The 17,880-nt window shown below is 49.7% G+C and carries 13 protein-coding genes; 1 reads left to right on the plus strand and 12 read right to left on the minus strand.

Annotated features, from left to right (window positions below; genetic code table 11):
* Nucleotides 1-119: 119 nt before the first annotated feature.
* The 9 genes from ACTHRH_RS14325 to leuB all read right to left on the minus strand — a co-directional run bounded on the left by ACTHRH_RS14325 (nucleotide 120) and on the right by leuB (nucleotide 12,499).
* Nucleotides 120-1,094, minus strand: a complete 975-nt coding sequence (locus tag ACTHRH_RS14325; protein ID WP_144933675.1) for a polysaccharide deacetylase family protein — start codon at nucleotides 1,092-1,094, stop codon at nucleotides 120-122.
* A 68-nt stretch (nucleotides 1,095-1,162) separates the two neighbouring features.
* Nucleotides 1,163-2,785, minus strand: a complete 1,623-nt coding sequence (locus tag ACTHRH_RS14330) for a hypothetical protein (protein WP_440416169.1) — start codon at nucleotides 2,783-2,785, stop codon at nucleotides 1,163-1,165.
* Between the two features lie 294 nt (nucleotides 2,786-3,079).
* Nucleotides 3,080-4,681, minus strand: a complete 1,602-nt coding sequence (locus ACTHRH_RS14335) for an ATP-binding protein (RefSeq protein ID WP_379289343.1) — start codon at nucleotides 4,679-4,681, stop codon at nucleotides 3,080-3,082.
* Nucleotides 4,682-4,991: 310 nt separating this feature from the next.
* On the minus strand, nucleotides 4,992-6,506 hold the full coding sequence (locus ACTHRH_RS14340) for a leucyl aminopeptidase (protein ID WP_440416172.1): 1,515 nt from the start codon (nucleotides 6,504-6,506) through the stop codon (nucleotides 4,992-4,994).
* Nucleotides 6,507-6,515: 9 nt separating this feature from the next.
* Nucleotides 6,516-7,535 carry an aldo/keto reductase gene (locus ACTHRH_RS14345; protein ID WP_144933671.1) on the minus strand — a complete coding sequence of 340 codons (1,020 nt, stop codon included), beginning with the start codon at nucleotides 7,533-7,535 and terminating at the stop codon, nucleotides 6,516-6,518.
* A 307-nt stretch (nucleotides 7,536-7,842) separates the two neighbouring features.
* Complete coding sequence (locus ACTHRH_RS14350; RefSeq protein WP_440416174.1) at nucleotides 7,843-9,615, minus strand: anti-sigma factor domain-containing protein; 1,773 nt, start codon at nucleotides 9,613-9,615, stop codon at nucleotides 7,843-7,845.
* Nucleotides 9,612-10,412 (minus strand): RNA polymerase sigma factor SigI, encoded by an 801-nt coding sequence (gene sigI, locus ACTHRH_RS14355; RefSeq protein WP_144933669.1) that lies wholly within the window; start codon nucleotides 10,410-10,412, stop codon nucleotides 9,612-9,614. The genes ACTHRH_RS14350 and sigI overlap by 4 nt, the downstream gene beginning before the upstream one ends.
* 302 nt (nucleotides 10,413-10,714) lie before the next feature.
* Nucleotides 10,715-11,134, minus strand: coding sequence for a hypothetical protein (locus ACTHRH_RS14360; RefSeq protein WP_144933668.1), 420 nt, complete (start codon nucleotides 11,132-11,134; stop codon nucleotides 10,715-10,717).
* A gap of 285 nt (nucleotides 11,135-11,419) precedes the next feature.
* Entirely contained in the window at nucleotides 11,420-12,499 is a 1,080-nt protein-coding gene (gene leuB / locus ACTHRH_RS14365) for a 3-isopropylmalate dehydrogenase (protein ID WP_144933667.1), read from the minus strand.
* A 250-nt stretch (nucleotides 12,500-12,749) separates the two neighbouring features.
* Here leuB and ACTHRH_RS14370 point away from each other — a divergent pair, with 250 nt between their 5' ends.
* Nucleotides 12,750-13,949 carry an aminotransferase-like domain-containing protein gene (locus ACTHRH_RS14370; RefSeq protein WP_144933666.1) on the plus strand — a complete coding sequence of 400 codons (1,200 nt, stop codon included), beginning with the start codon at nucleotides 12,750-12,752 and terminating at the stop codon, nucleotides 13,947-13,949.
* Nucleotides 13,950-14,352: 403 nt separating this feature from the next.
* Here the strand turns inward: ACTHRH_RS14370 and ilvC are convergent, their stop codons facing one another.
* From ilvC to ilvB, 3 genes are all read right to left on the minus strand, one after another.
* Complete coding sequence (ilvC, locus tag ACTHRH_RS14375) at nucleotides 14,353-15,345, minus strand: ketol-acid reductoisomerase (protein WP_144933665.1); 993 nt, start codon at nucleotides 15,343-15,345, stop codon at nucleotides 14,353-14,355.
* 148 nt (nucleotides 15,346-15,493) lie between these two features.
* On the minus strand, nucleotides 15,494-15,985 hold the full coding sequence (gene ilvN, locus ACTHRH_RS14380; protein ID WP_144933664.1) for an acetolactate synthase small subunit: 492 nt from the start codon (nucleotides 15,983-15,985) through the stop codon (nucleotides 15,494-15,496).
* A complete protein-coding gene (gene ilvB / locus ACTHRH_RS14385) occupies nucleotides 15,982-17,727 on the minus strand; it encodes a biosynthetic-type acetolactate synthase large subunit (protein ID WP_379289355.1) in 1,746 nt (581 codons plus the stop codon). The genes ilvN and ilvB overlap by 4 nt, the downstream gene beginning before the upstream one ends.
* Nucleotides 17,728-17,880 lie beyond the last annotated feature (153 nt).

Raw genomic sequence — 17,880 nt, forward strand, 5'->3', positions numbered from 1 at the left:
CGGACATGAAGAGCATGGATGTCTATCTATCCTAAGTCTGCAGCTCCAAACCAGGTCCGGTAAATCAAAACACCCGGCCGCCTCCCATTGGAAAAGCGGCCAGGTCCGATAACAATCTCTCATGGAGACAATTCAGGAACGGTTACGATTGTGTAACCTTCCTCCTGCAGATAATCTATCAATTGAGGAAGAAATTCCACCGTATTGCTTAAATCGCTGTTCTTTCCTCCAAAGCTGTGCATCAACACAATGCCGCCGGGCTTCGCCTGCTTCTTGACGATGTTCATCATTTCGTCCGGTGAGGTGCCTGCCCAATCCCGAGGATCGACGGTCCATCCTACCAATTGGTATCCCTTATCGTCCAGGACGGATTGAACCTTATCGGACATGGCACCATAAGGCGCCCTGAACAGACTGATCTTCTGTCCGGTGATCTGAAATAGCAAATCACTCAACCGGTCGATGGCATGACCGACTTCCTTAGTGTTCAATTCCGTGAGCTTCTCGTGCCCCCATGTATGGTTCCCTACAAGATGACCTTCATCGATGATTTGCTGGACCATTTCGGGATAAGCTTCCGCTTGCTTCCCTACGAGAAAGAAGGTTGCCTTGATGTTGCGTTCCTTTAATATCTCCAATATTTGGGGAGTCCATTTCAAATCCGGACCGTCATCGAAGGTGAGGGCAATTCTCTTCTCTTCCCCGGCTTCGTCAGCACCCGTTCCCTGAGGCGGCGGAGACGTCTGTTCTTCCTGCCGGTCAGGCTGGGCTGAAGGCGAAGGATCCGCATTCGGCGTCTGCGATGGTGAAATGGAAGGTGAGGGGGGTACCGCCTTCCCGGTATCCGTTGTCGGAGTCGGGGTAGCCTTCGGTGGGGAGGACGTTGCCGCCTCCGGTGCCGGAGAAGGTGTCTCGCCTGTCAAACCACTCCCGTCAAGCTCTTTCCCATTCACAGCCGGGCTTCCGGTCACCGCCTTGCTTCCCCCGCCGGCAATCAATGCTTCCACTCTATTATACCCTATAGAAATAACGAGAATAAACAACAATACTAAACTAAACCGCCGCCAATTAATTCTTCTTTTTCTTCTTTTCATGTTTCCCCTACTCCCAATATCCATTCATATTTTATGTAACTTCCAAGGGTATTCTAGAGTTCCTCCAATTATTTCCGCTCCGTAAATGCCTCCTCCACAAGCTCCAATCGGCCCTTGCGCACGGACCATACGGACTCAACAGCCGCCAGATCCTCGGTATGAATGGCACCCGAGACGATCTGTGTCCCTTTCAAATCATAGATTCCGTCGCCGTTTGTATCGACAGGCACCAGGGAGACAAATCCTCCGACTGTCCCTTCCGCAGGCTGCATCAGCTTTCCTTGCGGATCATAGACAAGCGCACGGACGTATCGTTCTTTGGAAGGATATACATCCACTGTCTCCTTCCTGGAGGTTTCCCTGCTCGTTATTTCGGCTTTATAACCGTTCTTGAATATAACATCTAACTGCAATCCTTCATTTAACTGCTTCTGATCCACAATAGGGTGAAGCTCGCCGCCAGTGAATGTTAGCAAGCTATAAGCGCCGCCACCCAGCTTGCCCGGATACCGGGAATGGGGAAGGGTGACGAAAATATCTTTAATGCTCTCTTCAGTAAATCTCCCTATCCATATCTTTGGGTTATAGGCGCTATCGATCTCTCCCACGGAGCTGGTGCTCCATTCCCCGGTGGAACTTGATTTTATCGCTACCTTAATTGATGAATAGAGCTCTTGTGCGGCATCGATCTTGTTGCCCAGAAGAACAATGTGATCCCGGCTGCCGTCCCCGTTAACATCCGCATACTTGGAATCCAGAATGAAATATGGCCCGCTATCGGCCTGCTCGAGAATCGGTTCCTCGAATTTATCGTTTATCGCGTATAGGGGCGACGGCTCATTATCCCAGTCATACGGCTTCACGTCCAGCTCTGTCAGCCGAAACAGCCCGTTCTGAACCGCCCAACGGGACGTAATGGCCGCCAACCGGTCGCTCGCTGCAAAGCCGTACACATATTGACGGCCTTCCAAATAATAGGTCCCATCCGCCTTCTGAACTGGAATCAACGAGGAGTAGCGCTGAACCTTGCCTTCTAACGGTTGGAGCAATTTACCGTTCTCATCGTAGATTTCCCGTTTAATGTGCTCGTCTTTGCGGGACTCGATATCGATAACGACCGTCTCTCCGGCAGGAAGTCTCGTCAGCTCCGCCTTAAATCCATCCTGGAAGAGAACGCGGTAATCGACACCCGCATTTAACTGATCCGATTGCACCAGCTTGGCTGCCTGGCCTTCCTTGAATGTGAGCAAACTATAGGATTGGATTTCCCCTTGAGGATTACCGTCTATCGTCACGAATAAATCCGGAATTCCATCCCTGTCCAAATCAATAAGATCCATTCGTGGATTGTAGGCCGGATAATCTGCTTCTATCGGTACCTGGACATAACGGTTCTCCTGCAAGTCCTGAACCACGACCTGTACATCGTATACAGATGAATCTTCCGGGTCCCTCTTAGCTCCTATCAAAGAGATTAGATCGGCAAGCCCGTCTCCTGTCACATCCTTCTCCATGAAGGCCAACAGGACCCGCTGCTCCTGATCCTTCTCCTCCTCCGGCAAAGCTCGAGCGATTTCGACAGGATGAACAGGATCCGGTGAGACATCCCCGGGATGCCAGAACATCATCATTCCAGCCGCAACTACTCCGCCTATGAGCGCAGCGCTGGTATACTTCAAATAAGCTTTCATAATTTCAGTTCTCTCCATCCGGCTAATTGCAAGTTCAATAGTTTTATAGTAAGGCGAATAGAGTCGAAAGTAGTTACGGAACCATTACAAATATTTGCATAAACCGATTCTTGAGGAGGTCTTGAAAAGATTGTCGAAAGCTCTCGGGGAATTCCAGAAATTTCGGATGATGTCGATCACTTTATTAAGTATAAGACGTGATGGATTAGAAAAGAAGGAAATCTGTCGAATGATAAAAAATCCTTCCAAGCAAAGAATTCGTCTAGCTCGGAAGGATGGCGTTCGTTCATAAGATTATGAGCCGGCATTCGAAGTAAGGGGGAGAGATACTTCCACCGTAGTCCCGGCATTCACCTTGCTCTTGATGTTCAATTGCCCGCAATGGGCTTCTACAATGCGCCAGCATGTCATCAAGCCCAGTCCGGTGCCATAATCTTTAGTTGTAAAGAAAGGTTCTCCGATTCTGGTCATGAATTGCTGGGGAATCCCGATCCCCTGATCTATAACCTTGATGATTAATTTATCCGGTAGTCCATGCTCAGCCGTAATTCGGACCGTTCCTCCATCCGGCATCGCTTCCAGCGAATTTTTCAGCAGGTTAATGAACAACTGCTTAAGCTGATTCTCGTCGCACCATAACAGAGGCAAATCCGGCTCAAATCCGGTAGTGATCCGGACATTGCTCATAATAGCCTGGGTATTGATCAGTGAAATGACACTCTTTAAAATCGAAGTCACCGATGTCATACGAAAATTGACATTCTGCGGTTTGGATAGAACCATGAATTCGTTCACGATACTGTTGATTCTATGTAGTTCTGACAGCATGATATCGAAAAATTTATGATTATCCTCATTCTTCGACTTGAGAAGCTGGGTAAACCCCATCAATGACGTGAGGGGATTCCGGATTTCATGGGCTACTCCGGCGGCCAATTGCCCTACCACGGAGAGCTTCTCCGAACGGCGAATCAGTTCTTCCTTCCTCTTCTGCTCGGTAGTATCCCTCAGAACACTTTGGATGAGAGTCTGCCCCGTGTGATGATGTACATATTTCGACAGAACCTCCAGTTGAATCGTCCGGCCATCCAGCCGAACCGCCTGTAACTCATCTATGCTGGTTTGCATGGACGAATGACCGGCACGCTCCAGCTTCCTTCTCAGCTTCTCGCCCTCTCCCTCCGGAATAAGCTCAAAGATGGATCGGCCGGACAGCTCCGCCGGAGCGGAAGCCCCGAGCAATTCCGCTGCCGCTGGATTCACATATAGAATTTCTCCTTGAGAATGCAATACAACCGGTACAGGCGAGCTATCGATGTACTCACACTGGAATAGCTTCACACCAGATTCGTTATTGTGCTGATCTGACTGCTGTCGATCTCCACGTACGGATATTAGGCCGCTCAGCCATGCCAGTCCCATCAGCACCAGGAAATGGGTGACGAAATTAACAATGGCAGCCGGTTCCGGGACGCTCGCTGCTAACTGAAGCGCATACACGATTGCAAGGCTTCCTGCAAGAATATAAGTTATCCGCCTTCCCCAATAAATTGATGAATGGATAACTATACAATAAATAAGCGATAATAGAGGACTGTTGCTCCCTCCGGTGGCCAGAATGAGCCACAGGATTTGAACATATCCCCAAAATACCGCAAATTTCGACAACAACGGGTGAATATTTGCCGACCTTGGCACAATTAACGACGCAGCATGAAGGAAAATTAGGGTGCTTGCCCCATAGACAAAAACAGGAGCAATCCGGTTTGCATCTAATCCTAAGGCCGAGATTAAAGGTGTGGTATAGAAAAGGACGGCAAGGATAAGCCAGAAACCAATACTGATAAAGGAGCCGCTCACCTCGATACGGCGAGTCAAGGATTGTTTATTTCCCACATCGATCATCCTCGTATTTTTCCGACCTTTGCCTAAGGGATGACTACCCGTTATCCTACAGACCCTGCCCCTGGACGAGGCTAATGGACAGCGGCCATTAGGTTGGAAAATTTCATAAATATTAGTTGAATTTTGTCATATTTTATCTCCTATTATATAGTACTTTAGCATTAGAATGAACTCTTTTTTAAAAATAAGACTTTTAAAAGTCCTGGGGCTTCCAGTCAACTCTCTATAACAACAAAAAAAGCACTCACGAGCCTTGGCTCAACTATGAGTGCTTTCCATAATTGGACGGTAGTCCGGCTTCTTAATGAACGATGTAATGAAGCAGGGTACGGACCATTGCACCAGTGCCTCCCTCGGGATCGACTCCCCGTTCCTTCAGTAAATAGGCCGTGCCTCCCGTGTCCAGATGAATCCACGGCGTGTCCTCGGCAAATTCGCCTATGAACAATCCCCCGGTGATCGCCCCTGCCCAACGGTTGACCGTAGAATTTTTGATATCGGCGACCGAACTTTTCAACGCTTCCTTATACTCGGGGTATGCAGGCAGCTGCCACAGCCTCTCTCCGCTTCGTTCCGCGGCCTGCAGCAATTCCTTCATAAAAGCATCGTTATTCGAAACCGCCCCCGTCGCCAAGTCCCCTAGACTAACGAGAACGGCTCCTGTCAGGGTAGCCACATCGATAATGCGCCCGGCGCCGAGCTGTTTAGCATAGGTTACGCCATCGGCCAGGATGATCCTTCCTTCGGCGTCGGTATTCGTAACCTCAATGGTTTTGCCGCTAAGGGTAGAAATAACATCACCGGGCTTCAGCGCCCTGTCGGAAGGCATATTCTCTGCCGACGGTATAACCGCCAGAACATTGACCTGGGGCTTCATTTCCCCGATGGCCTTCATGACTCCAAGCAGGACAGCACCGCCGCCCATATCGCTAATCATTTCGTCCATGCCGTCCGCTTTTTTCAAGGAGATGCCGCCCGTATCGAAGGTTACGCCTTTGCCGACGAGCCCCAGAACGTTCTTCCATTCCGGCAGCCCCTGGTATTTTAAGACAATCATCCGGGGCGGGTGAATGCTTCCTTTGCCGACGTTATATAAGCCAAGCATCCCTTGCTCCAGAAGCTGCTTGTCATTGAGAACTGCACATTCCAGGCCATAAGCTTCGGCAAGCCGCTTCGCTTCCGAGGCCATGGTCTCCGGAACGAACGCATTGCCCGGCGTATTCGTTAAATCCCGGGCATAGTTGGTTGCCGATGCATAGATACAGCCTGTTTGAATCGCATCTTGCAGCTTGGCTTCTTCAGCCTTATCCGTGACATAATATTTCACTTGCTCCAGCAGCACACGGGAAGGGGCTGTTTTCTTGTAGGTTTGTCTATAGTAGCTTCCCAACACGAAGCCTTCCGTCAGTGCCCGAATCCGGGTTAGCGGATCGCTCTCCGTCTTACCCACGCTATCTGTCATAATCGCAAGTTTGCCGATCCCCCTTGCCAGCGCTTTGCGGACAGCCGCTGCCGCTGCTTCACGCCATGCTTGAGCATCGGCACCATTAGGGCCCAGACCAGCTATAATGATCTGCGGATAAGGGTTGAACCCAAGGGTGGGCAGCACTTCCGCTTCTCCCCTCCCGGCTGCAAACACTTTCGCTTCCGATAACCCAACAATGGCATCCTTCAGCTCCTGCCTCAGCAGCGGCGGGGGTGCTTCTTCCTGACTCATGAAATAAACCAGTGCCTCGTTCCGGTCGGGACTCCCCGCTTCAGGACTGTCATAGGTCCACGAGAAGAGCCGGGAGTCAGTGCTATTCCATCCGTTCATACCGTCACCTCAATTAGAAAAATAAGATACCGATTGCTGAATAACTGTCTGCATAGGGAGATGGTAAGGACACTTCTGTTCACATAACGGCTGTTCTTTGCACGGCTCATAATCGGCACACGAAAATAATTTATCCTTATGCTTCTGGTAGAAGGCATCACCCTTGGGAAGAAGTCCAAAATGATTGCGAATTCGACTGGAGATCATGACATCCGGGATAGGAATGCCGATTGGACAGGAGCAGTAATTGCAGCGCCGGCAATTGTGCCCGCCCAATTCCATTGCCAAGGATTCCAGCTCTTCCCGCTCCTCGGTACCTACTTCCTGCTCTTGCGCCCTAAGGTTCTCGCGAACCTCATCCACGCTGACCATCCCCGAAATCGTAACATGGACGTCCTGGCTGTAGGGATAGCGGATCGCTTTCTCTACCGGTTGAATGAAGCCTCCTGACAATGGCTTCATGGCCACCTTCCCCATCTGCTTCCGGGTTAACGCAGGAATCAATTGCTCCAGGGCAAAAGGTTGGGCGAGATTTAGATGGAACAAAACCTGATCGAAGCTGCCGGATTCAATCCATCGGGTCAATAGATCCGGCCGATGGCCGGTAATTCCGATAAACCGGATTTTGCCGGCCCCCCTCGCTTCCAAAGCGGCCCGATAGGCGCCATCCTCCGCCATAACTTTCTCAAATTCATGCTCATAATTGACATAATGAATTTGCAGCAAATCGATCGTATCGGTACGCAGCTTGTTCAGACTGTTCTCGATCTCCTGCCTGGCCGACTCGTAATCCCGTTTATTCGTCTTGGTGGCCAGAAAGTATTCATCCCGCCGTCCGGCGATCGACCGGCCTATGATCTCCTCGCTATTCCGATATGCCGCCGCCGTATCTATATAATTGATTCCTTGGTCCAATGCGTAATTCAATGCTTTATCCGCTTGCTCGTAGGGAACCCCGGGCAAATTCATGGCCCCGAACCCTAATGAGGATACTTTGTACCCGGTCTTGCCGAAAATGCTGTACCGCATCGTTCTCCCCCTAACTATTAGAGTATAGAGTTTAAGCCATATTATTATACCTTGTATACTAAACAATGAGATAAACATATTTTATCATAAGTCGAGCCTGGCAGACGGTTTAAAGAAAAAAAGGAGCTGCCAAAGCAGTCTCCAAAGTTTGTTTCAATTCATGCTGCACTTTTGTTTGTTTTAGGGCAACCCGTGCAGCGATCAGGAGGTCCATTTAGATTATGTATAAGTATATCTTAGGATAAAGAAAAGCGATTTCTATGATCTTGTCCAAAATGGCAAAAAGACCCTTTCGGGGGCCCGGTTTCTACTTGTAGCCGTGATAAAAAACTTTATACGCGGGAAGCTGGTCCAGATTCATTTCCTCCCATTTCTCGTGCTCCTTATTTCGCTTCTCTTGATCCTTTCGCTGCTTTTCCTGCTCCTTACTCCGTTTCTCCTGTTCCTTTTCTTTCTTCTTCTCTTGTTCCTTCTGCTGCTTTTCCTGCTCCTTATTCCATTTCTCCTGTTCCTTTTCTTTCTCCTTCTCTTGATCCTGCCGCTGCTTTTCCTGCTCCTTATTCCGTTTCTCCTGTTCCTTTTCTTTCTCCTTCTCTTGTTCCTTCTGCTGCTTTTCCTGCTCCTTATTCCGTTTCTCCTGTTCCTTTTCTTTCTTCTCTTGTTCCTTCTGCTGCTTTTCCTGCTCCTTATTCCGTTTCTCCTGCTCCTTTTCTTTCTCCTTCTCTTGTTCCTGCCGCTGCTTTTCCTGCTCCTTATTCCATTTCTCCTGTTCTTTTTCTTTGTCCTTCTCTTGTTCCTGCCGCTGCTTTTCCTGCTCCTTATTCCGTTTCTCCTGTTCTTTTTCTTTCTCCTTCTCTTTCTCTAGCTCTTCATTATATTTTTCGCGATCTCTCCTTTCCTGCTCCTGCTTCTTTTTTTGCTCCTTTTCCAGCTCTTTCTTCTCTTTCTCCTGCTCCTTTTCCCACTTCTCTTGTTCCTTCTTTCGCTGCTGCTGCTCCTTATCCTTTGCCTTATCCTTTGCCTTCTCCTGTTCCTTCTTTTCTTTCTCCTGTTCTTTCCTGATTTGCTCCTGCTCTTTTCTAATTTGCTCCTGTTCCTTATCCAGCGCCTTGTCGTCGTCCTTCTCTTTATTATCCTGCTTCAGGTCATCATCCTTGTCCTCGGCCTTTCCGTTGGAGTCTTCGGATTCGATAACCGCTTTATCGGCTTGATCGGTGAATTCCTTGCTTTGTCGGATAAGCTGGAGCTTCTTATCCAGGCTTCCGTTCTTCTCTTCCTCCCACAACTCTTTGATTTCTTCTTTGGTTAGCGGCTCGGGCCCGATTAATTCATTCAAGCCCCCTGCTTGCTGAGCCACAACATAAATTGATGTTTGTTTCATCTCGTCGATACTGATGGAGTATCCGTTGTTCTTTGCATTCAAGTAAACGGCATACTTGCCCGTCGAAATACCTTCATTCGCCGCTGCTTCCCTTACCGTCTCCGGTGCGGAGAAAGCCGCGACAACATACTGGTCAGCCTGATCCGGATGCATCTTCCGGACATGTTCAGTAATCAGTTCTTTAACTTCAAGGCTAAGGATATCGTCCTTCAGCTTAGTATTGCTTCCGACCACCGTACTCGCCACGATAATATCTGCTGCTCCCCGGCTCAGTACCTGATTTTCCGCCTGACGGAGAAGATCCTCCGTAACGTCGGTCAACGGTCTGCCTGAGAATTGAACCCCTTTGATCAAGAGCTTCCCATCCTGGTTCAGTCCGACCAAGGAGCGCACTTTATGTCCATTATCGATCCCTATCTCAATGCTCGGATTGATATCGATAGAGACATAAGCAACGACTTCCTTAGCTCCCACCCATGAAAAGATGGAAACAAAAACAATTACAAAAGCGATAACCGCTGCCATGGAAGAGAACATAGCAATAGAAGAACCGGCTAAACGGCGACGGGGAGAAGCAAACCAAATTTCTTCCCCGATGTGGCAATCATTAATTTTACGCTGTACTTCCAGAAAAGTGCCTTCCGGGGTCATCACGATGACCGATCCCTGCTTGATTTCCACAACAATTCCTCTGTTCAATTCTCTTCACCCCTTTCCTGCGTGTGGTTGACAGGAAGCAAATATTGCTTCAAGTGGGGATACGGCCCATGATAAATAAGTGCAATCGCAATGATGTATTTGCGATTTCGCTCCAGCGTTTTTCTGGAGATGCTGACTTTGGTCAACAGCTCCTTAATCGGCAGCATGCGCTTCTGAAGCAGCTGCTCCATCAGTTCGGGATCTTCAGACAGAAGCTTCCCGATATAATGTAAATTCTGTCGGGAATCGACGTGCTTGGGGGAAGCCTCTACCAGATCGGAGAAGGAAATATCAAACTTCCCCAGGCTGCCGTTCAGCTCCTCAATTTCATTCCCCCGCTCCTTGGCGTCCTGCTGCATTCCGTAATAGTCCATCGCCTGGCGAATCTCGACAGGATTAATGATATTGTCCTCGTCATCCTCCACTTCGAAAGAGCTATAGGGAATATGCTGTGAAAAACGTTGTTCCTTACGTATATGATCGATCAGTCTCCGGCGAATCACGGTCTCGGCGAAGCCGAGAAATGATTTGCCTGCCGTTTCCGAATATTGATTAATGGCCTCGTTAAAGGCCGCCAACCCGATACTGAATTCGTCATCCTTGGAGGGATCGATATATTTTTTACAGAAACGGCTTGTCACTTTTGCTACAAACGGCTGGTAATCCGTAATAAACTGATTCCTTAGCCGCAAATCGCCCTTCTGGATCCTTTCCACCATGCGTTCAGGCGGAGAGGTGTCCTTCGAACGGTGAGACTGGCTCCTACCTAAAAACCGTTTCAACAGTACCAGTAACAAATAGTCCACCTCACACTATAACGATTCGATGCTGTCATCATCCTTTGGGGGGTAAGTAAATCAAGCGGCCTATATTATTAGACATCTATTTCATCGTCAAAACTTATAATTCTATTAATATGATTATATGATTATACCATATCCGCGAAGGAACTATACTCACAGCCTGCTTACCTCCGTGCAGCAAGTCGGTTTCGCGGGGCTTGACTTTTTCTGCACAAGCATCGAATCGGACAGGAATATCCGCCTGGTTACTTCAAACAAAAAAACGCCTCCGAAGAGACGTTTTCCTTATGATAAAGTTATGTGGTTGTATTTTTCTGAACCAGCTTTCTTCTCCGATGGCTGAGCACCTGCAGTCTTTTCTTTAACTGCCGGGCCCATTCCTCGTCTTGAATCTGTTTGGCAACCGTTAGCAGATCCAGAGCCATATCAATCTGGTTACGTACAATGTCTATAGGTTCTTCATTTTCCGTATTAACGCAGTTTTCAAAAAGCTCCGGCCCGTCTTTCACGTCCGCATATTCAATGAAGTCGACCTCCGATGCTCCGTCTGAGCAAGCGTATTCGGCTAATATTTCATATTCATTCTCCACCATATGATGAACTTCCACCCGATGACATACCGGACAAAACAATATAGGGACGTTATGAATGTGGGTTCTAACATGCTTCAATGTGCCCTTGGTTCCAATCATACTTGCACCACAGCAGAAACTCATTGTACCCCTCCTCAACGCCGTCTTTTATGAAATCGGTTCATCTGCCATCCATGTTTAAACCCTATTCGGCAACACTAAACAGAATTCCTGCGATTTCTCCGGCTAGGAAAAAAAATAATTACTAAACAGTGTACAATAGCTGCCATCCATTTTCTATGAGGAAAGTATGGATTTATTGGAAATGAATATCAACTCTATGGCGGTGTCCGTGTCGGTGCCGGTTCCAGAAACATGCGTACGAAAAAACAAACCCCCCCGGACAATCTCCGGAAGGGCCGATATGAATTATTGACGGATAGCCGCTACGATCAGGTCACCCATCTGCTGAGTGCCGATGGCTGAGGACTTGTCTACCGCGATATCTCCGGTGCGGTGGCCTGCATCGAGCACTTCCTTAACAGCGCGTTCAATCGCCGCTGCAGCGTCATGGTAGCCAAAAGTCAAGCGGAACATTAATGCAACGGACAGAATAGTCGCAATCGGATTGGCTATGCCTTGTCCGGCGATGTCCGGTGCGGATCCGTGCACAGGCTCGTACAGCCCGAAGCTGCCCTCTCCCAGGGAAGCAGACGAAAGCATACCGATGGAACCGGTAAGCATAGCCGCCTCATCGCTCAGAATATCACCGAACATATTCTCGGTAACGATGACGTCGAAGCTTGAAGGCCTGCGCAGAAGCTGCATAGCACAGTTATCTACCAGCACATGCTCCAGCTCGACATCCGGATAGTCCGGAGCAATGCGGTTAACGGTCTCTCTCCACAAGCGGGAGGTCTCCAGTACATTCGCTTTATCAACGGAAGCCAGCTTCTTCCTGCGGGTTCTGGCAATCTCGAACGCCTGACGGACAATCCGCTCCACTTCCTTGACATTATAGACACAGGTATCGACCGCTTCCTCGCCGTTCTCTCCCTCGCGTCTCAGCTTCTCACCGAAGTAAATTCCGCCGGTCAGCTCGCGCACCACGATCAAATCGGTTCCTTCAAGTACCTCCGGCTTAAGGGTGGAGGCATCCTTCAAGCAGTCAAAAATGACTGCCGGACGAATATTCGAAAACAATCCGAGTGCCTTGCGAATACCAAGAAGTCCGGTTTCCGGGCGCAGCTCCTTCGGGTTGTTGTCCCATTTCGGCCCGCCTACGGCGCCAAGCAGAACGGCATCCGAGCGCCGGCACATCTCGAGGGTATCCTCGGGAAGCGGAGTTCCCTTCTCATCGATGGCGATTCCGCCGAATAATCCATGCTCCGTTTCGAAACGGTATCCGAATACTTCCTCCGTTTTCTTCAACACTTTCTCTGCTTCGGCTACAACCTCGGGACCGATTCCATCTCCGGCGATAACCGCAATCTTCTTCACATCTGCCACATAAACCACTCCTTACATCTCGACCATAATAATGAATGATGTCTTTGGATAAAGACTCCTTATTAAAAGCTATCTTCTTTGTAACACAATTCACGTCATTTTACAAAGATATAAAAGCTATGAATCCGATAGGTATTGACTATAACAAATCCGTTCCTTCATCTTCTTCTATTTTTGTGAAAATTGCCATTGTCACCCGGTTTGTTGTGCCGTACAATTATATATTAAAGAATATAGAGGAGTCTTGTCCATGGATTATCAATTTTCCGAATCATTGCAGCACTTCAAGTCTAGCGCAGTCAGAGAAATTCTTAAGCTGACGCAAGGCAAGTCCATTATTTCCTTCGCAGGCGGTTTACCGGCGGAGGAGCTGTTTCCCGTCGAAGCGGTGCGGGATGCATATGTAGCCGCTCTGAACAGAGGAAACAGCAGCTTGCAATACGGGCTAACCGAAGGCTATCTGCCTTTGCGTGAAGCGCTCGCCGAGAGAATGCGTCAGAAGAATATTACGGTCACCCCCGATGAAATGATCCTGACGACGGGCTCACAGCAATCGATAGACTTATTAACACGTATCTATATCGATCCGGGTGATGTGATTCTGGTACAACAGCCGACCTATCTCGCAGCACTGCAGGTGTTCCAGGCTCGCGGGGCACGCGTCGTTGCCGTTAAGGGCGATGAATTCGGAATGGATCTTGAGGATGCCGCCGCCAAAATCAAGCAGCACCAGCCAAAGCTGCTGTATGTAACTCCGACCTTCTCCAATCCTACGGGCTATGTCTGGAATCTGGAAAGAAGGCAGGGCATTCTTCAATTATGCCGCCGGCATAATGTTCTTATTCTTGAAGACGACCCTTACGGGGAACTTCAGTACAGTTCCGATCGCTTGTATCCGTCCATCTTCTCTCTGGATACTCATCCGCACGGCTCGGCCGTCGTATACACCAGCACCTTCTCCAAGACCGTAGCCCCCGCTCTGCGTACAGGCTGGGCCATCGGAGACCCGGCGATTATCCGGAATATGGCCAGGGCGAAACAAGCCGCGGATCTTCATTCCAGCTCTATGGATCAGCAGGCCTTATACGAGCTGCTCTGCCGTTTTGATCTGGATGCCCATATTGCCGGAATCCGCAAGGATTACGAACAGAGAATGCTCCTTATGACCGATCTTCTGGAAGGGCTTAATATTCCTGGACTACGCTGGAATCGGCCCGAAGGAGGAATGTTCATCTGGCTGGAGCTGCCGGAAGGCTACAAAGCGGAAGAGCTGCTCGTCAAGGCGGTGGAGGAAGGCGTCGCCTTCGTTCCCGGAGCGCCTTTCTACGCAGGTGAACCGCAAGTCAACACATGCCGTTTCAACTTTACTCATAGCGACAGCAAGGAAATGAAGCTCGGCATGGAAAGATTCGCTCGGGCCATGAACAGCTACGTTCCTTCTCCCGTTTAATGGTTGCAGCTTTAGCGAAGATAAGCTTGCTTGCTGCCGGCGCTGTCCTGCTAAGTCAGCACAGCGTCGGCAGCAAGGAGCCTAGGCTTCGCATTTTATACGACACAAGGATAAACGGCTAACGCCGTCCTTTGGACAGGCGCGCTTACCGATGAAATGCGGCTGTTCCACAAACGTTCGCGTAAAACGGGAGTATCCCAAATACGAAGCAAAAAGGACCTCAAATCCCACTGTGAGTGGGAACGGGGTCCTTTTTTAGTAGCCAAATATAACACTAGGCGGGGGCTTGAAAAATCATAGATCGGCTTATGAGACAGCCCCATTGTGAAAAAATCCCCTCGTGCCCTGGTAAGGGTCGGGGGGATTCCTCATTTATAATTAATATGCCGTTAATAAAGGGCTATTACTTCTGAATCCACTGCATCATTTCACGCAATTGAGCGCCGACTTTTTCGATTGGATGCTCGTTTTCTCTACGGCGGGTAGCTGTGAAGAAGGCGCGGTTGGATTGGTTCTCCACGATGAAATTGCGCGCGAAGACTCCGGTTTGAATTTCTTCCAGAACTTTCTTCATTTCCTTCTTCGTCTCCTCGGTAACGATGCGAGGTCCTGTTACATAATCGCCATACTCAGCCGTGTCGCTGATGGAATAACGCATGCGCGCCAATCCGCCCTCATACATCAGGTCAACGATCAGCTTCAGCTCATGGAGACATTCGAAATAAGCGATTTCCGGCTGATAACCGGCTTCGATCAAGGTTTCGAAACCTGCTTTGACCAGAGCGGATACGCCGCCGCACAGTACAGCTTGCTCACCGAACAGGTCGGTTTCCGTTTCTTCACGGAATGTCGTTTCGATAACTCCCGCACGAGTGGAGCCAATTCCTTTAGCATAAGCCAGACCGATCTCATGCGCTTGTCCGGTTGCGTTCTGTTCTACGGCGATCAGTGCAGGTACGCCGAAGCCTTCGACATAAGTGCGGCGAACCAGATGTCCGGGAGATTTAGGAGCGATCATCAGAACGTCCGTATGCTCGTCCGGAACGATTTGTCCGAAGTGAATATTGAAGCCGTGGGAGAACATCAGAGCGGCTCCCTTCTTCAGGTTCGGCTGGATTTGCTCCTTGAATACTTTGGCTTGCAGTTCATCATTGATAAGCAATTGTACAACGTCCGCGCGACGGGCAGCCTCATCTACTTCATACACTTCGAAGCCGTCATCCTTGGCTGCATCCCAGGACTTCCCTTTGCGAAGACCGATAATGACATTCAATCCGCTGTCGCGAAGGTTTTGGGCCTGAGCGTGGCCTTGGCTTCCATATCCGATAATTGCGATCGTTTTGTTCTGAAGAGCACCCAGATTAGCATCTTGCTCATAATACATTTTAACTGCCATGGAAATAGTTCCTCCTTTAATTTAAAAACCCTTGAGTGGGTGTTGCAACGGAACCCTCTTGCATACATGGACTGAATTTTTCTGTTCGAAGCGATCCGCTCTAACACCCACTCAAGGGTGTATCATCTGAATTACTTAGGCCGCAAACTTAATGGACCGAACCGCGAACCATTGCGGTTACACCCGTGCGGGTCAATTCGCGAATACCGTATGGCTTCAGCAATTCGACCATTGCATCGATTTTGTCACTGTCGCCGACAACCTGAACGATTAGCGTATGGGGGCCGATGTCAACAACGGCTGCCCTGAACGTATCGACGATCCCCAATATTTCGGGACGCATCCCGGGCTCGGCATTGATTTTGATCAGGGCGAGCTCGCGGGCGACCATCGGATGGCTGCTCAGGTTAACCACTTTAATAACGTCAATCAGTTTATAAAGCTGTTTGGTTACCTGATCCAACGTATGTTCGTCGCCGACCGTTACGATGACCATACGGGAGAGGCCCGGCTCCTCGGATTCCCCTACCGTAATGCTCTCGATATTGAACCCGCGGCGGCCGAATAATCCGGCTACCCGCTGAAGCACTCCCGGCTGATTGTTGACCAGAACGGCGATCGTATGTTTTCTCTCGTTCATTCCGAATCCCCCATTATCATCTCATCTATCGTGCATCCTTGAGTGACCATCGGATAGACATTCTCACCCTTCGGCACTACAAAGTCAATCAGCACCGGTCCAGGAGTATCAAGCGCTTCCTGCCAAGCTTTACGCGCTTCTTCCTTCGTCGTCGCGCGCAGCCCTTTGACACCGTAGGCTTCCGCCAGCTTCACGAAATCAGGGCTTCCCGCAAGATCGATATGGCTGTAGCGGTTATCGTAAATAATTTCCTGCCATTGGCGGACCATACCGAGCACCTGATTGTTGATGACGACAATTTTCACCGGAATGTTGTTGATGGCACAGATCGCCAGCTCCTGGGAACACATCTGCATTCCGCCGTCCCCGTTGATCGATACGACCAGCTTGTCGGGATTGCCCATCTGGGCTCCGATAGCCGAAGGGAAACCGAAGCCCATAGTGCCTAATCCTCCGGAGGTGATCCAGGAGCGGGGCCGGTTGAATTTGTAATATTGAGCCACCCACATCTGATGCTGGCCTACATCGGTAGTAATAATGGCATCGCCCCGGGTCGTTTCGTTGATCATCTCGATAACGTATTGAGGCTTCAGCTCCGTATCCGAATCTTTATACTTCAGCGGGTACTTCGCTTTCATCTCCTGCACCCTGGCTACCCAAGCATCCGTATTGGCCCGTACGGCTTTAGTATTCGCGTAGCCGAGCACATCCTTGACATTGCCGATGATCGGAATGTCGGTCTTCACGTTCTTGCCGATCTCGGCCGGATCGACATCGATGTGAACAATCTTGGCCTTCGGCGCGAAGCCATCCAGCTTCATCGTCACCCGATCATCGAATCTGGCGCCGATACAAATCAGCAGGTCGCTCTCCTGAATGGCGTGGTTAGCGGTATAAGTCCCATGCATTCCGGGCATCCCCATCCACAGCTCATGACCGCTCGGGAAGCCGCCCAGGCCCAGCAGCGTCGTCGTGATCGGAATGTTGGTCTTGTTGACAAACTCGATCAGCTCGTCGGACGCATCCGCATAGACAACCCCTCCGCCGGCCAGAATGACCGGCCGTTCAGCCTGCTGAATGGCATTCAGCATAGCATCGGTCTGTACCTTGTTCGGATCGGTAGACGGATTGTATCCGCGAATCGTCACCGGATCCAACTGAGGCTGGAACAACGTCTTGTTCGCCGAAACATCCTTCGGAATGTCGATCAGAACCGGTCCCTTGCGCCCGGTATTGGCGATATGGAAAGCTTCATGAATGATACGTCCCAAATCTTCGACCTTGCGGACAAGGTAGCTGTGCTTCGTGATCGGCATCGTAATTCCGGTAATATCGGCTTCCTGGAAGGCATCCGTTCCGATGAAATTCGTCGCGACGTTTCCGGTAATCACGACAAGCGGTACGGAGTCCATATAAGCCGTTGCAATTCCGGTAACGAGGTTGGTCGCTCCCGGACCGGAAGTGGCGATACAGACGCCTACCTTGCCGGTGGAGCGGGCATAGCCGTCAGCCGCGTGGATGGCTCCTTGTTCATGTCGGGTTAATAGATGGTGGAAGTCCGGATTGCCGTGCATGGCGTCGTAAATAAACAGAACCGCGCCTCCAGGGTAACCGAAAACACATTCAACCCCTTCCAGCAGTAGGCTCCGCAGCAAAATCTCCGAACCGGAAATCACTTCCGGCTTCATCAGCTTGGCTTTTAATTCTTCGTGTAAAACTTTGGTTGGATTCTGAACACTCATCCATAACCCCTCCTTTCAATAATAAGCAGCACCGCTTGCATCACACCTTACGGTTTGCGGCAGCAAACCTCAACTTCCCTAACAGCCTTGCGAGTTCGTTCTATATAAGGATAGACCGAAGGATAAGCCGCTCCCCCCTGAAGATGCGCCAGC

Origin of the sequence: Paenibacillus sp. SAFN-117, from assembly GCF_051966115.1 — a bacterium.
In the GTDB taxonomy this organism is placed as follows: Bacteria; Bacillota; Bacilli; order Paenibacillales; family NBRC-103111; genus Paenibacillus_L; species Paenibacillus_L residui.

Coding starts and splice junctions, on each gene's coding strand:
- ACTHRH_RS14345 (WP_144933671.1), bottom strand. CDS start 7,535: ATGCGGTACAGCATTTTCGGCAAGACCGGGTACAAAGTATCCTCATTA.
- ACTHRH_RS14370 (WP_144933666.1), top strand. CDS start 12,750: ATGGATTATCAATTTTCCGAATCATTGCAGCACTTCAAGTCTAGCGCA.
- ilvN (WP_144933664.1), bottom strand. CDS start 15,985: ATGAACGAGAGAAAACATACGATCGCCGTTCTGGTCAACAATCAGCCG.
- ilvB (WP_379289355.1), bottom strand. CDS start 17,727: ATGAGTGTTCAGAATCCAACCAAAGTTTTACACGAAGAATTAAAAGCC.
- ACTHRH_RS14360 (WP_144933668.1), bottom strand. CDS start 11,134: ATGAGTTTCTGCTGTGGTGCAAGTATGATTGGAACCAAGGGCACATTG.
- ACTHRH_RS14330 (WP_440416169.1), bottom strand. CDS start 2,785: ATGAAAGCTTATTTGAAGTATACCAGCGCTGCGCTCATAGGCGGAGTA.
- ilvC (WP_144933665.1), bottom strand. CDS start 15,345: ATGGCAGTTAAAATGTATTATGAGCAAGATGCTAATCTGGGTGCTCTT.
- ACTHRH_RS14340 (WP_440416172.1), bottom strand. CDS start 6,506: ATGAACGGATGGAATAGCACTGACTCCCGGCTCTTCTCGTGGACCTAT.
- ACTHRH_RS14325 (WP_144933675.1), bottom strand. CDS start 1,094: ATGAAAAGAAGAAAAAGAAGAATTAATTGGCGGCGGTTTAGTTTAGTA.